9 protein-coding genes and 1 pseudogene are annotated in these 15,817 nt (G+C 59.7%); 3 read left to right on the plus strand and 7 right to left on the minus strand.

Going from position 1 to position 15,817, the window contains the following annotated elements; genetic code table 11:
- Nucleotides 1-38: 38 nt before the first annotated feature.
- The 7 genes from S4A8_RS16515 to S4A8_RS16545 form a co-directional block, all read right to left on the minus strand.
- Nucleotides 39-563 (minus strand): hypothetical protein, encoded by a 525-nt coding sequence (locus S4A8_RS16515; protein WP_353180643.1) that lies wholly within the window; start codon nt 561-563, stop codon nt 39-41.
- 61 nt (nt 564-624) lie between these two features.
- A complete protein-coding gene (locus S4A8_RS16520; RefSeq protein ID WP_353220967.1) occupies nt 625-4,275 on the minus strand; it encodes a tetratricopeptide repeat protein in 3,651 nt (1,216 codons plus the stop codon).
- Nucleotides 4,268-7,069, minus strand: a complete 2,802-nt coding sequence (locus tag S4A8_RS16525) for a bifunctional glycoside hydrolase/polysaccharide deacetylase family protein (RefSeq protein ID WP_353220968.1) — start codon at nt 7,067-7,069, stop codon at nt 4,268-4,270. Before S4A8_RS16525 ends, S4A8_RS16520 begins: the two co-directional genes overlap by 8 nt.
- Nucleotides 7,070-7,116: 47 nt before the next feature.
- Entirely contained in the window at nt 7,117-7,458 is a 342-nt protein-coding gene (locus S4A8_RS16530) for a hypothetical protein (RefSeq protein ID WP_353220969.1), read from the minus strand.
- 411 nt (nt 7,459-7,869) lie between these two features.
- Nucleotides 7,870-8,928, minus strand: coding sequence for an MraY family glycosyltransferase (locus tag S4A8_RS16535; RefSeq protein ID WP_353220970.1), 1,059 nt, complete (start codon nt 8,926-8,928; stop codon nt 7,870-7,872).
- Between the two features lie 620 nt (nt 8,929-9,548).
- The gene (locus S4A8_RS16540) at nt 9,549-10,556 is read right to left on the minus strand and encodes an NAD-dependent epimerase (RefSeq protein ID WP_353220971.1); all 1,008 of its coding nucleotides are present in this window, start codon (nt 10,554-10,556) and stop codon (nt 9,549-9,551) included.
- A 221-nt stretch (nt 10,557-10,777) separates the two neighbouring features.
- Complete coding sequence (locus tag S4A8_RS16545; protein ID WP_353220993.1) at nt 10,778-12,064, minus strand: nucleotide sugar dehydrogenase; 1,287 nt, start codon at nt 12,062-12,064, stop codon at nt 10,778-10,780.
- A 265-nt stretch (nt 12,065-12,329) separates the two neighbouring features.
- Here S4A8_RS16545 and rfbB point away from each other — a divergent pair, with 265 nt between their 5' ends.
- The 3 genes and pseudogenes from rfbB to S4A8_RS16560 all read left to right on the plus strand — a co-directional run bounded on the left by rfbB (nt 12,330) and on the right by S4A8_RS16560 (nt 15,761).
- Complete coding sequence (rfbB, locus tag S4A8_RS16550) at nt 12,330-13,391, plus strand: dTDP-glucose 4,6-dehydratase (protein WP_353220972.1); 1,062 nt, start codon at nt 12,330-12,332, stop codon at nt 13,389-13,391.
- A 34-nt stretch (nt 13,392-13,425) separates the two neighbouring features.
- Entirely contained in the window at nt 13,426-14,580 is a 1,155-nt protein-coding gene (locus tag S4A8_RS16555) for a glycosyltransferase family 4 protein (RefSeq protein ID WP_353220973.1), read from the plus strand.
- Nucleotides 14,581-14,673: 93 nt separating this feature from the next.
- Nucleotides 14,674-15,761: pseudogene (locus tag S4A8_RS16560) on the plus strand (IS3 family transposase).
- Nucleotides 15,762-15,817: the final 56 nt, after the last annotated feature.

The following is a 15,817-nucleotide window of genomic DNA, read 5'->3' on the forward strand; positions in this document are numbered from 1 at the left end:
GGCTACCTTTCGTACTGTCGTGCCGGCTTTTACGTAACTTAAAGCGGCATGTCGCCGACGAGATCACTCATCAGCTTCTGGGCGGTACCGCTGACCGTGGCATAGCCCCAGCCGGCCTTCGCACCGGAACCACTCCACACGGTCTCACCGGTGTTGACGTTGATCACGCGCAGGCTGATGCCCACGGCGGGCTCGCCGTCGAGGCCGGTCTTGTACTGCCATTCCTCGACCGCACCGGTCACGCCGTACTGATAACCCTGGCTACGCGCCCAGCTCAGCGCCTGATCCAGCGCCGCGTTCTGGTCGAATTCCGGCAGACCGCCGTTATCGCTGCGCGGAGCAGCCGTGAGCATGTTCACGCCTTTCTGGTGCAACAGCGTGGTCAGAATGGAGGCGGCACGCTCGCCGGCCTGCGGCGTTTCCGCATAGTTGGCGATCGGCAACAAGGCCCAGCGTGCGGAGCTGTCCAGCTGCTGGCTGCGGTGCACATCGGTGACCGCACAGCCGGAGAGCATGGCGATGGCAAGCGCGAACAGACTTGCGATAAGAGTAGTACGTTTCATGGTGGTGGTTTCTCCCTGCCTGCGAGTGACGTTGTGTTGAGCGTTCATGTAGTCGGCGCGTTTACCGGCCGAGGAAATACTGGTACTTGATCGAGCCGGTGTAGGAATTGTCCTGCGTCTGGCTGCCTGTCTGATCGACCCCGAAATTCAGACTCAGCTCGTCGCTGCCCAGAATCCGGGTACCGATCGCGAAGTTGGCGCTGATACCGAAGTCGTTATCCGGTAGCGCATAGCCGGTGTCGATATTCAACTGATAGCGCGGCGATGCCACCAGCGGATACTCCTCGCCCGGAATACCGCGGGCGAAGGACAGCCCGGCGCCGAGGAAGGTATAGCGCGTGGGCACGACATCGTTGAGGTTCGTGCCGGCCGGCAGGCGCGCAGCCATGTCCGCCGGCAGGTCGTCCTCGAGGAAATTCTGCTCGGTATCGGCAAAAATCCGCGCCTGTACCTGATGGGTCGGCCCCACCATCAGGGAATGCGCAAAGGATGCCTCCACGCCGTAACCGTCGCCCAGGTCGTTACGATCCTCGCGCGAGTTGAACTGCGAATAACGCGCCGTCAGCGAGAAGCTGTCGCGCGAGTTCAACACCCATTCCAGGCCGAGGCCAAGATCGTCGCGAAGACCCAGCGCACGCAGTTGACCGGTTTCGTCGGGCAGCGAATTGATGTCAAGGAACACCGAGGCGCCGAGGTTGCTGGTGATTTCCCAATCCTGGCGCACGCCGAACTGGGCGACATCCTTGGCATCGGTCGATACCGCGCCCACACGTACGGTGGTCAGGCCGCGCCGCTCGCGCCAGTTGAGCACCAGATTGGCGAACTGCTCGTCCTCGAGCCCGTCGAGATCCACCAGATCATCGTCCGCGGAGAGCTGGCGGGTACCAACCTCTACACGCGTGGAGAGCTTTTCGCCGCTCAGGCGCAGAAACACGCTTTCGGAATTGATATCCAGATCGCTGATGCTGCGCACGATCAGTTCGGTGCCGAAGTTCTGCGGCATTTCCTGATAAAGCTCGGCGGCATAGCGCGGCACGACGTCGATACCCGTGACATAGGGCTCACCCGGACGCTCGTGGTCCAGCGCAAGCGTGAGCGCCCGCGCACGGTAATCGAGCTGGCGCAGCGCACTAATACGATCGGCGATACCGATATCCCCGTCCGGACGCGATCGCGCGAGGATACGCTGCATGGCCACCTGGTCGTTGGCCTGCAGGGCCACCGCCAGTTCCTGCCAGTCCTCGGTAGCGACGCGGCGACGGTGCGCCTGCAGGAGCCAGTAACGCGAATAGGCCGGCTCTTCCTGGCTCAGGTAATAGCCAAAGAGCAGTTCCACATCGGTGGGCGTGAGTTCATCGCCGCGACGACCATCGAGCGCGCGCCGCAACCAGGCGCGATCGTCGTCGGCGCCCAGCATCGTGGCCTGCACGGCAAGAATGCGGCCGTCTTCCTCGCGCTGCTCGCGCGTTAGCTTGCCCTGCGACTGCAGATTCGCCATCAGACGCGGACGCAGTTCGAGCAACGCGTACTCGCGCATGCGACGTGCCGAGTCGAAACGGCGCCCGCGCTCGAGCGCATCGGCATAATCGAGCACGAGCAGATAGTTGTCCGGATCGTGCTCAACCGCACGGTCGAACCACGGCAGCGCCATACGGGTCTGGCCCAGGCGGCTGTACGCCATCGCGAACACCGGCCACTGGCGGACATCGTTCTTGGCATCGTCGGACCAGGCGTTGACGTAGCGTGCCAGTTCGTCCGTATACCCGCCCTCGGCAAGCGTGTACAACAGCGCCGAGCGCACGCCGGCATCGTCCGGCGCCAGCGACAGCGACTTCAAATATGCCACCCGCGCCCGGTCGAGATGGCGCTGATCGAACTGATAGTCGCCGTAGAGCTGCCAGTAATCGGCGGACTGGGCAAACAGATCCGGCCGCGTCTCGGCCATGGCGATCAGTTCGCGGGTGAGGTCCGGACGTTGCTCACGCTGCGCGGCACCGAGCATCGACACGATCATGTCGACATGCTGATTTTCGCGCCAGTCCGTACGTGCGACTTCCATCGCCATATCCATACGGCCGGTAGCCTCCGCGCTCTGTACCAGGCGCAGATAGCCGTTCGGGGTGAGCTTGCGCCCCAGATACAGCTGATAGTAGGCGTCGCGTGCGATCGCCGGTCGGTTCTGGTTCCAGGCCAACTCGCCGATGGTTTCCCAGTAATAGACCTGCTGCTCGGTGGCCGTACCCGGTTTGTTCGGCAACGAGTTCATCACCGCCAGCGCTTCGTCGAGCCGCCAGGCGCGAGTCAGCAGCCGGCCACGGGCCTGGCTTTCTTCCACACCGCGGCCAAATCGCGCGGCAATCTCGTTCCAGGTATCCAACGAACCCTGCACATCGCCGTTCAGCTCCTGCAGCGACGCCAGCCGGACCCACAACTCGCGATCCGGAGAACCGCCATGGACCCAGTTCGACAACAGCGCGATCGCCCGATCCGGATCGCCCTCGCTGTTGAGCACATCGACGAGCAGACGGCGTTGACTGCTATTGAGCGGATGCCGCGACTGAATCCGGTTGAGCGCGGCCAGTACGGCAGCCGTATCGTTGAGATCGGTGCCGATATCGATGATCTGGTTATCGTATTCGTCGTTGCCGCTCTGGCGTGCCAGCCACTTGTAGTTGGCCAGTGCCGCCGCGGGCTGGCCAGCCCAGACCTGGACCTGGGCCAACTGCGCCCGCAGGCTGACGTTGTTCGGATTACGATCCACCAGCCGCTGCAGGCCGGCCAGCGCTTCGTCGAGCTGGTTGTTCGCAAGCGCGATCTGGGCATTGCGTTCCAGGCCCTTTTCATCGTCGGGCCGCAGTTGCACGTAGCGGCGCGACCAAATCTGGGCCTGCGCCAGGCGATTGTTCGCCAGCGCCATTTCGATACCGATATCCAGGAACGTCGGATCGTCCGGATAGGCATCGATGAACTCGCCCGCCATGCGCAGGCTGCTGCCGTCGTTGGTCTGCTGGGCGGCATCCAGTGCGGCGAGCGCGGCGTCGCGGCGCCGGTCTTCGTCCTCGGCGATCTCGAAGGCCGACTGCCACGCCTCGGCGGCCCGTTGCGGCGCGTCGGCGGCCAGCCACCAGCGCGCGGCTTCCCCATACCATGCATAGGCACGATCGGGATTCTGTTCGGCCAACCGTTCATACAGGCTCGCCGCACGCGCCGGCTCGCCCACCTCGAGCCAGCGCTGGGCCAGCAGTTCGAGCTGATCGGCACTCAGATCCGGGTTCTGTTCCAGCCGGTTCATCTGCGCCAGCAATTCACCGCGCTGGGCGTCACGGCGCGGATCATTCGCCTCGAGCGCGTTAAATGCCTGCCAGGAAATCTGGTAATACAGCCAGCGCGCATTGGCGTCGTCGCTGTCGGCCAGCGGCTGCATGACCTCGAGCGCCTTGGGAATATTCCCGGCCTCGGCCAGCTGGCGGGCCAGTTTCAAACGCAGCTGCTCGTCATCCGGATTGGCTTCGAGCAATGCCTCCAGATAGGTGATGGAAACGCTGCTGGGCTTATCCTGATCCGCCTTGCCCTGGCTCAACGACAGAAAGCGTCGCGCGGGAAACAGCAGCACCAGGGCGAGCACGAGCACGCCGGTGATGATCAGCAGGGTAAGCGGCCGAACGAAGCGTGTGCGTTTCGGCTGGTCTTTCTGTTCGTTGTTTTCAGCCACAGTCGATCCTTACCGGCCCGGATGTGCTGGCCTTGTAACGCAGCGTGACCGTGTTACCGCCGCCGCGGCGCGACGCCCCGTCGGCGGAAACACGACAACCGCCTACCCCAGCCAGCTCGATCTCGAGCGGCACATATTCAGACGCCATTTCCAGCGATACACCGCCACCTGTATTTCGCCACTGTGTAATCCGCCCATTCGAGCGGCGCACATAGGGATGCGAGGGTACACTTTCGTCCAAACGCAAGGTGACGCGCGGCTCGCCGGAAAGCGCCACATAACGTCCCTGACGCAGATCGCTCACGCCCACCACGCCATTCGAGTCCGCGATATCCGGCCAGCCGAGCGTTTCGGGTAGCCGCAGCGTGCGCATCTGGGTGGCGCCGGTGATTTGCCAGCCACCATCCAGGCGACGCGCGATTCCCATGTCGTACCAGTTGGTCGCGATCTCGCTGTACTGGCTGGCAAAGATCGGCAACGTGCGCTGGCTCAGCGCATAGGCGTAGACGTCCTGGAGTGCGTTCAACGACGCGGGCTGGCCCGCCGAGTAAAAGTGATAATAGATATCAATCGGCTTGAGGCGGCGCGGCTCGTCGGTGAGCTTGTAGGTTTCGATCACGCGCCGGAAGCCCCAGTACGGGCCGGTCATATCGTTGGTGTAGATGTTTTCGTTGATCACCGGCGCATAGACCTGGAGACGATCACCAATCGGGCGCAGCATGGGCGTCACGTCGGTCAACGTGGGATTGTCCGACATCACATGGGTATTGCCACCGTTGATATTGACGATGCCCAGCCGGTCGGCGATATCCAGCGCCTTCTCCGGCGGCAAGGCGTTGCCGCTCCACAGCACGGCTTTCACCTTCTTTCCGGGCGGCGCGAGGTTTTCGTTGATATAGCGCGTGGAACCCGCGACTTCCTTTTCCAGCGAAAAGCGATAGCCCTTGATCGGCAGATTATAAGCGAAGCCCGCCTGGGTCTGACCCTGGCCTGCGAGATCACCTTCCTTGAGTTCCGGCCAGTCGAAGGGATGACTAAACGTATGGGTGCCGATTTCCACCCAGGGCAGTTTGAAGATCTCGCGTGCGATCGGCTCCAGCTGACTGGTGAGCTCCGGATACATGCCTTCGGGCGATAGCTCGCCTTCGATAATCGACACCGTCGTCGGTACGCGATAGCGCTTGAAGATGCGATCCAGCATTACCTGGCTGGTGAACGGGTTGCCCGGGAACGCCGCACGGTTCATGAAGGCGTCGCCGTCGACTTCCGTCATCCAGTAGCGCGAACCGTTTTCCGTGGTGGCATCCGCGACCGGGATCTCCGGCAACTTAAGTGCAGCCTTCACGAACTTGAAGGGGTCGAGAATCCAGCGCGCCTGATCGGCCATGCCCTGCTGGGTCAGCCAGGGCGAAAGGGCCACGCCGCCCCAGTCGCCCGTCGCCACGGGCACGAACTCCGCGCCATTGCCATCGCGCATTTTCAAATGGGCGGTGGTTTTGTCGTTGATCACCTCGTAGCCGGACTCGTTGATCGCCGGTGTACTCGGCATCCCCTCGAAGCCCATAAAATCGTCGTGATCGAGGACTTCCAGGCCTTTATCCGAAATCGACGGCACAACCTGCAGACCCATGCGATCGGAAAGCTCGCCGGTCACCGGAATACCGGGGTCGCCCAACATCGCGACCGGCAGGCCGTCACGCATCTGCTTGAGCAGCCAGTCCCGGTAGGCAGACTGTGCACCGACACGCGCCGAGAACCAGGTCACCACCCCGGCGTAGCGTCCGCGCAGCGTGTCGTCGGGCAGCGCGCCGTCCACATCCTTGTAGACCGCACCGTAACCGAGATACTCCAGCGGCATCGCCATATTGAGATGCGCGTTCGAATACGCCAGTTCGCCGTAGTCGGTTTCCGAGGCGTCGTACAGCACCAGCACCTTGCGCGGCATCGGCTCGATCGAGCCCACGCCCATCTGGTTGAGCGCGCCGTTGCTCACCCAGGGCACGATGCCGTTATCGGCGATACGCTGCGCGGTCTGGCGAGCCAGATCTCGGTCAGCCGGGTCGACATAGTCGATGGCGATCGCGGGCAGGCCGTAGTCGTTGCGCACCTTGCTTAGCTGGTCGAGCACGTACTGCGTATCTTCGGGCTTGACGTCGCGATAGCTCTGGGTGCGCACGTCCCAGGATTGATACAGGGATTCGGCCGCCACGCCGACGATATCGCCCTGAACCTGGTCGAGCACCTCGAAGCCACGGTTGAGCAGCAGCTTGACGCCCGGAAAGGTATTGCGAATACGTTTGATCAGGCCAACCAGCGCCTGCTGCTGCGCGGCGACATCGGCATCCTCGCTCGCGAACAGGCGGTAGCTATCGAGGGTATCGAGAAACAGCGCGCGATAACCGGCAGCCCAGAGCGGACGAATACGCTCATTAATAATATAGTCGCCCCAGGCCTGGTCGGTGAGGTCCGCGGCCTGGCTGTTCCAGCCCTCGTTACGCGCCTTGAGGGAATCACTCGGCAGCTCGTCGCCGGCGCGCCAGTGCTCGGCCTCACCCAGGCTGACATAGGCAAATGCCTGGGTGCCGTACTGCTCGAGCTTATCGAGCTGGCCCTCGCCCATATGCTCGGCCTCGACCACGGCCCAGTCGAACTGGTCGAGCATGGATACCGGCACATCGTTGCCGTAGTAAACCGCCACGCTGGGCTGATCGTCCACGTCGGCATGCGCACTCACGCTGAACGCCGCCACGACAGCCACCATCAGGGCCAGACTAAAGCGCAGCCATGCGGGCAAGCGGTCGCTTGGCGCGCACGTTGGATCGAACGCCGGGCGAAAAATAGTCACGCACGGACTCCTTCACAAAAACTTTGGCGCGCGAATCCCGCGCAAATGAAAGCGCCCGCCCACAAACGCTGCGCCGATAAGGCGCGCAGATCAGTCCGCCCGCCGCGCACAAACGTAACAGGCATAACCGCGGTAACCAACGGTCTAAAAAGATCATGCAGGCGACGCACATGCTCGCGCGCGCTGAGTGGCAAATACGCTTCTGGAGATACCCGCGAGAAAACACCAGCGTAGTTCGTGACGCGCGAACCCGGCACGAGCCCCGCCAAAACGGCAAACGAGCTTCCGGCAGCGGCGCTGCCGTCCACTACAAGCCCGGCGCCATGATCTTGCGCCATCGTTTCTCCCTTTGCGCTGTCCCCCGGCTTGCCGGTTACCGGCAATACCAAACGCTAAACAATCTAGCACGAAACGAAGTGCGCAAATCAAAAATTCCGCTTTTGAGAATAATTTATTTGCGATCAGTACCCCAGGAGCGCCTTAGGGGCAGTCGACCTGCGCCGACATCGAGCTAACCAGCGCGCGATTCAGGCGTCTGTGCGCTATATCGCGCGGCGAATTCGGGGTTAGCGTAGCCGCAGGAAATGCGGCAAAAGATCGCGAACCGACACGGCAAAAGCCGAACGCCCTGGCACGACCGCCCTATCCGTTATCGCCAAGCAGAATGATGCACGGCTAACCGGCGCTAAGAGCGCCGCGAGTCAATAGCCCTCGCCGGGGAACGTCGCGCAGCGCGAGTGAAGTAGCCCTTAAGCCGCAGCCTGCTTCACGAGGCGGTGTCGCACGCGCGTCCAAAGCAGGTTGGCGACCACGCAATAGACCGCGAACACGACCACAAAGCCCACACACCGCGCCGCCTCGCTCACGCCCAGCGCTTCGGTCACAAGCCCCGTGGCCATGAACATGCCGGCAAACGCCAGCCAGACGTACAGTGCCCAACCCGGGCTCAACCCAAGCCGCTGCAGCAGATGATGGAAATGATAGCTGTCCGCCGCGAGCGGGCTCTTGCCCCGCAGCACACGCGAAACCATGAGATACACCGTATCCGCCAGCGGCAGGCCGAACAGCCAGACGGCGGTAATCGGCTCAATGACCGCATGAGGGCCCTGGGCCGCCTGAATAGCGAACCAGGTGAGGATGAACCCAAGCACCAGCGAACCGGCATCGCCCAGAAAAATACGCGCGTGCTTCTGCCACGGCATCCGCAGATTGAAGGCCAGAAAGCCCAGCACGCTGCCGAGCGTCACGCACAGCAGAACAACGCTCACAGCGCTCGTGCCGACGGCCAGCGCGAGAATGGTGCCCACGATCATCACCGCGAAGCCACCGGCCAGGCCATCCATGCCATCGACCATATTCACCGCGTTAATCATGCCCACGGCAGCAAAAATGGTGAACCAGATCGCATGGCCGCCCAGTTCATAGTCCACGGAACTGAAGATCGCGCCCAGGTTCTGCAGATACACCTCGCCGAAAAAGCACATCCCTGCGCCCACCGCCAGCGTCTGCAACGCCAGACGAACGGGGGCCGGCACATGCTTGCGATCATCCAGGGCGCCGAGCACCAGCAGCACGGTAATACCGAATGCAAAGCCCGCGAACTGGCGCGACGGCACGGTACCCATACCCAGCAACACTACCGTCAAAGCAATGGCCATACCGCCGCAAAGCGGCGTGGCGAGCACATGGGCCTTGCGACCGCCCGGGTGGTCGACATGGCCGATCTTGTGGCACAACGGCTGCAACACCAGGATGGCGAAGGCGCTCAAGACGAACGCGACCAGACCAAGCATGAGATTCAAGATCACGAAATATCCGCCGTTAGGCCCTCGGAGAAACCAGTCTGCTCGCTTTCACGGCCGCTATATTACAACGAGAATTGTGACAGCTGCTTGAACCGCACCTGAACAAGCCGAGAAATCCGCCCGCCCGAACGAGGCAAGACCCGCGCCAACACAACTGCCCCACCGACGCCAGCCTAAGCCCCCTAAACCAGCCTGGCCCACATCCCGCAGGTTGGATTAGCGCAGCGTAATCCAACAAAGAACAAAGCCTTAAGGAACGAATTTACAGACTATTCAACAACTTACAATCGAATCCTCAACCAGAATCCGGGACTCGCCAAACGACCCGGCACACGCAAACTGCCTCACCAAGCGAACGCCGGCTGCACAGCGCAGGTTGGATTAGCGAAGCGCAACCCAACAACGAAAGAAAGCCGATACCCCAACCCAACCACTAAAATTCAACAACTTAAAAAAAGACTTAAGCCAACGAAGAAAGCTGTCACGCACCAACCTAGCCCAACGCAAGCTCACGCCGCCCCGTAGGTTGGATTAGCGCAGCGTAATCCAACAAAGAACGAAGCCAGTAAAAAAAGATTTTACATACCGATCAACCAATTACGAACCCAACCCAAAGCCAAACATCAAACCTCATAATACCCCCGATACCAATCCACGAAATTCTTAACGCCCTCGTGGACCCGCACCTTCGGCCGGTACCCCACCGCCTCGAAAAGCCCGGTCACATCCGCGCTGGTCGCCTCGATATCGCCGGCCTGCATGGGCAACATCTCCTTCTGCGCCTCGATACCCAGGCACTCCTCTAACCGATGGATGTAATCCATCAACGGCACCGGATCGCCATTGCCGATGTTATAGATCCGCCACGGCGCACAACTCGTGCCCAGCGTCGGGGCATCGCTAGACCACTCCGGGTCCGGCTCGGCCGGTTTATAGAGAATTCGCACCACGCCCTCAGCGATATCACTCACATAGGTGAAATCGCGCCGATGCTGCCCGTGGTTGAAAACCGGGATGGGTTCCCCGGCGAGCATCTTGCGTGTGAACAAAAACAGCGCCATATCCGGCCGGCCCCACGGCCCGTACACGGTAAAAAAGCGCAAGCCCGTGGTCGGCAATCCATACAGATGCGAATAGGAATGCGCCATCAACTCGGTAGCGCGCTTGGAGGCGGCATAAATCGCCGCCGGATGATCGGCCGTACCCTGCGGCGAGAACGGCATATCGGTCGACAGGCCGTAGGCCGAACTCGTCGAGGCATACACCAGATGCCCCACCTGGGTATGCCGACAACCCTCGAGCACATTCAACGTGCCAGTGACATTGCTATCGATATAGTCGTGCGGATGCGTGATCGAATGCCGCACACCGGCCTGGGCCGCCAGATGCACCACGCCATCGAAACCGTGTTTTTCGAACAACGCCGGCATCGCCTCGCGATCGGCGATGTTCATATAAACGGACTCAAACCCATCGCGGGCAATCAGCCGATCCAGCCGTGCCTGCTTGAGCGCCGGATCATAATACGGGTCCAGATTATCGACCCCGACGACCGTCTCCCCACGATCCAGCAACAAATGCGCAACGTGCGAACCGATAAAACCGGCCGCGCCGGTGACAAGTACCTTCATAAACCAAATCTGCCGGTAGCAAAGCCGAGGCGAGACAACGCCGTCAGCCAAATATTATAACGCGCGCCAGCCCAACTATCCGGCGGCAACCACCCGTTTAAGGACGGCTGCAACCCGTAGGTTGGCTTAGGCCGCAGGCCGTAAGCCAACAACCGAACGCAAGCATCAAATCTCACGCACCGAACGAGCCGGCTAACGCCACCCAGACAAACCGCTAAAACCTACAACCGCCCGTCCGTCTCGTTCGCACCAAACGCATACTTCACGTCGTAAACGATGTGCTCGGGCTTGCACAGCGCACGAATGGCCTCGATACCCATCGCCTGAAAATCGCGATGAGCGACCGCGACAACCGCCGCGTCATACGCGCCCGCTTGCGGCGACGCCACCGTACGCAAGCCATACTCGTGCGCCACCTTCTCGGCGTCCGCCCACGGGTCATAGATATCCACTGCGACATCCATGGCCTGCAGCTCGTGGACGATATCCACCACACGGGTGTTGCGAATATCCGGGCAGTTCTCCTTAAAGGTGATACCCATCATCAGCACTCGCGCCCCATGGACCTGGATCTTGCGGCGAAGCATCAAACGAATGACCTCGTTCGTGATGTACCGCCCCATGCCATCGTTGATCCGCCGGCCCGCCAGAATCATCTCCGGGTGATAGCCCGTGGACTGGGCCTTGAAGGTCAGATAATAGGGATCCACGCCAATACAATGCCCGCCCACCAGGCCCGGCCGGAACGGCAGGAAATTCCACTTGGTGCCGGCTGCCTTGAGCACCTCCTCGGTATCGATACCCAGGCGCGTAAAGATCATCGACAACTCGTTGACCAGCGCCACATTGATATCGCGCTGCACGTTCTCGATCACCTTCGCGGCTTCCGCCACGGCAATACTCGACGCCCGATGAATCCCCGCGGGCACGATCGTGCCGTAAAGCGAAACCAGCCGATCCGCTACGTCGGCGGTCGAACCAGACACCACCTTGGTAATATTCGCCAACCCGTGCGCCGCATCCCCCGGGTTGGCCCGTTCCGGGCTATAGCCCACGAAAAAACCCTCGTTAAATACCAGACCAGAGCGTGACGCAAGAATCGGCACACACCGCTCTTCCGTCGCCCCCGGATAAACCGTGGATTCATAAACCACGATATCGCCGGCCTTCAGATACGGCCCAATCGTGCGCGAGGCGGCGATCAACGGCGCAAAATCCGGCACCTTGGCGTCAGTCACCGGCGTGGGAACGGTTACCACGTAGATATTCGCGTCGGCCAGGGCCTGCTCGTCGGCAGAAAACCGTATGGCGGAATCGCGGAGGTCGTCTTCACTCACTTCGCGCGTAAAGTCATGGCCGTCTGATAGCTGTTCGATGCGACGGGCGTCGATATCGAACCCAAGCGTGTCGTAATGCCGGCCAAACGCCACCGCGAGCGGCAACCCCACGTAACCTAAACCGATTACGGCGATAGATACCGGGCCGTCGAACTGATCAACCGCTGCCATGTAATACCTCTGAGAAGTGGGAGAGCCCAAACCCGAGCCGCTCAACCCTTTGACTGATACAAAACGATCGCGCCTTGGCGAAATACCCCGCGACGCTTGATCGTCGGCGTGCATATTAATCGCATATCGCCACTACGCCCAGTAAGCATGGCCAATCTGGGGGTACTCCTAGCCAAAGCTCAAAGTTGGTAGCATTAGGCGCCTGCATACCTAACCATTTCCGCTACGGACTTAACACCGGTTCGTAGCAACGGCGATTTACGCAATGAAAATACTCGTAACCGGCGGCGCGGGCTTTATCGGCTCGGCACTCATACGCCACCTTATCGCCGAAACGGAACACGAAGTCGTCAATCTCGATGCGCTGACTTACGCAGCCAACCTGGAGGCACTCGAAAACGCATCGGCCAGCCCCCGCTATGCGTTCGAACATGTCGACATCCGCGATGGCGCGGCGATACAGCGCGTGCTGGATCAACACCAGCCTGACGGCATCATCCACTTAGCCGCCGAATCACACGTGGACCGTTCCATCGACGGCCCGGCGGACTTCATCCAGACCAACCTCGTCGGCACGTTCAATTTACTGGAAGCAGCACGGGCCTACTACGAGCAGCTCGACTCGCGCCAAAAAGCCGCGTTCCGTTTCCACCATGTATCGACAGATGAGGTCTACGGCTCGCTAGACGCCGACGGCCTGTTCACCGAAGAAACACCCTACGCGCCCAACTCGCCCTACTCGGCCAGCAAAGCCGGCTCCGATCATCTCGTGCGCGCCTGGCAACATACCTACGGGCTACCGGTCGTACTTACGAACTGCTCCAACAATTACGGGCCCTGGCAGTTTCCCGAAAAGCTCATCCCGTTGATGGTACTCAACGCCCTGGAAGGCCGCGCGTTGCCGGTCTACGGCGATGGCCAGAACGTCCGTGACTGGCTCTATGTGGACGATCACGCGAGAGCACTAACGCTGGTATTTGAGCGTGGTGAAGTCGGCGCACACTACAATATTGGCGGGCACAACGAGCGCACCAACCTCGAAATGGTACGAACTATTTGCCGGGAAATCGACGCGATCACGCCTAACTCGGCAATTGGTAGTCGAGAGTCGTTGATTACTTTCGCTGAAGATCGCAAGGGACACGACAAACGCTACGCCATCGATGCGTCCAGAATTGAACGCGAACTAGGATGGCGGCCGGTAGAGTCGATTGATTCGGGCATAACTAAGACTATTCGATGGATGCTAAATAACCCGCAATGGGCCGAGTCCGCGAAAACGAGCGGTTACTACCGACAACGACTAGGTACCGGTGTACCAATTTGAAGCCCCGGCGATTAAACGATCTATAGACTCATCGATGACTACGAACTCTTCAGTCGCACCACGCGGAACAATTTTATTCATTGCTAATACTGATTGGTATCTCATCAATTTTCGAAAAAACCTGTTAAAGCACGCAGAGAAGGATGGCTGGAGCGTAAAGCTAGCCTGTGACGACACCGGCTATACAGAAGCTTTGATCGAATACAATTGGCCAGTTACAACTTTGCCATTAAAATCGCGCGGAATAAATCCCTTAAGAGAACTGAACGCGCTATACCGAGTGATTCGTATGGCACGGAACCAGCGCCCCGATGTCGCACATTTATTCACGTTGAAATGCGTTGTCTACGGCTGCCTCGCGGCGCCTTTTATGCCTCGAACAAGGATTATCGGCGCGCTAACTGGAATGGGGTACTTATTCACTTCGAAACGAGCCAGCGCACGGATCATTAAGTCTATAGTAGTCGCCGCACTACGTGCAGGATTAAAAATCTCCAAAGCGCATCTGATTTTCCAGAACGAGTTCGATCGAGAAGAATTCGTAAAAAACAGGCTGCTACCATTCGAACGGACTAGCGTAATAAGAGGATCGGGCGTCGACTGCACGAAATTCTATAGAATCGCCCCTATTTTCGCTAACAACCGCACGCCTCGTCTACTATTTTGTGGCCGACTAATAAAAGAAAAAGGGATCCGCGATTATCTTAGCGCTACCGACCAACTTCGAAAGGAAGGCTATGAATTTGTTAGCTTAATAGCGGGCGAGCCTTACCCAGGCAATCCGTCATCGCTTACGAATTTTGAAGTGAACGAGTTAAAACGCAATACCTGTCATGAGTATCTCGGGCATTATGATGATATGCCCAAACTTTTATCCAACACTGATATCGTGGTGTTGCCAACTTATTATCGCGAAGGCACACCTAAAGTCTTGCTGGAAGCGGCCGCAGCAGGATGCGCTATCATAACTACGACCATAGCAGCCTGTGACGGTATAGTGGAAGACGGCATCAACGGCTTTAGAGTTCGTCCGCAGGACCCCGCCGCTCTGAGTGAGGCAATAGCTAAATTATTAGATAGCACACCTGAACGAATGTCGCTTATGTCACAGGCTTCGCAAAGCATAGCTAAGAAACGATTCAGCGACACAAAGATAAATCGCCGAACGCTCCGGCTATATTTTGATTGAGTCATTCCGGCGGTTAATAGCAAACCGATCATCCCCCGCTATTGAGTGGCAGCCCGACCTGGAGTCCAATCACCCAAAGCCTGGAGATTGGACATGAAGAAGCGCTATACCGAAGAGCAGATCATCGGTTTTCTGAAGGAGGCCAAGGCCGGTACGCCCGTTAAAGAGCTGCGCCGCCGACACGGTTTTTCCGAGGCCAGCTATTACACGTGGCGGAACAGGTTCGGCGGAATGGACGTCTCGGACGCCAAGCGGCTCAAGGCGCTGAGGCTGAGAACAGTCGCTTGAAGCGGCTGTTGGCCGAGTCGATACTCGAAAGCGAAGTCACGCGCGAGGCCTTGTGAAAAAAATGGTAACCGCAGTAGCCAAGCGCGAGCTGGTGCGGCTCATGGGTCAGTGCGGCTCGAGCGAACGACGTTCGCTGGCCGTGGTGGCGGTGAGTGCCAGCGCATCCCGGTATCAGCCGATGCCGGATTAGAACGAACGCTTACCGGCCGAGATGCTGCGTCTGGCACAGCATTATCGGCACTACGGCGCGCCGATGATCTATCTCAAGCTTCGCCAGGCCGGCTGGTCCGTCAACTACAAGCGCGTCGAACGACTCTATGCCGAGCAAGGCCTGTAGGTTCAACGAAGACAACGAAAGAAGGTGCCGATCTCCGACCGGCAGTCCTTGATACGTCCCGCTCGGGCGAACGAAGTCTGGCCGATGGATTTCGTGTTCGATCGGGTCGCCGATGGCCGTGCCATCAAGTGTCTGTGCATCGTCGACGACGCCACGCACGAGTGCGCGGCACTCGTGCCCGGTCGATCGATGAGCGGCACGCAAGTCGCCCGTGTACTTGCTGAGTTCGCGCTCGCCCGTGGTCTACCGACGGTCATACGATCAGACCATGGGCCTGAATTCATCGGCAAGGCCATGCTGGACTGGGCGTACAACAACGATGTACAACGTAAGCAGATCGAGCCCGGCAAACCAAACTAGAACGCTATATCGAGCCCTTCAACGGCCGCTTCCGCGATGAATGCTTGAACGAGCACCGGTTCGTAAGCCTTGCCATGCCACCCCGATCATCCGGGGCTGGCATCGAGAGTACAACGAAGAACGACCGAAGAAAGAACCCAGCGGGCTGAGGCAAGCTCGCTACGCTGCGCAGGTCACCGCAGAGGTAGTGATCTGAACACTGGAGCTCAAGATCGAAACGCTACCAAACCGGACGATGGTCGTTCGCAACGC

This window comes from Salinisphaera sp. S4-8 (assembly GCF_040361235.1).
Classification (GTDB): Bacteria; Pseudomonadota; Gammaproteobacteria; order Nevskiales; family Salinisphaeraceae; genus Salinisphaera.

Excerpts from the sequence above, each read along its gene's own strand:
- S4A8_RS16515 (WP_353180643.1), bottom strand. The coding sequence starts at position 563 with ATGAAACGTACTACTCTTATCGCAAGTCTGTTCGCGCTTGCCATCGCC.
- S4A8_RS16530 (WP_353220969.1), bottom strand. The coding sequence starts at position 7,458 with ATGGCGCAAGATCATGGCGCCGGGCTTGTAGTGGACGGCAGCGCCGCT.
- S4A8_RS16540 (WP_353220971.1), bottom strand. The coding sequence starts at position 10,556 with ATGAAGGTACTTGTCACCGGCGCGGCCGGTTTTATCGGTTCGCACGTT.
- S4A8_RS16545 (WP_353220993.1), bottom strand. The coding sequence starts at position 12,064 with ATGGCAGCGGTTGATCAGTTCGACGGCCCGGTATCTATCGCCGTAATC.
- rfbB (WP_353220972.1), top strand. The coding sequence starts at position 12,330 with ATGAAAATACTCGTAACCGGCGGCGCGGGCTTTATCGGCTCGGCACTC.
- S4A8_RS16555 (WP_353220973.1), top strand. The coding sequence starts at position 13,426 with ATGACTACGAACTCTTCAGTCGCACCACGCGGAACAATTTTATTCATT.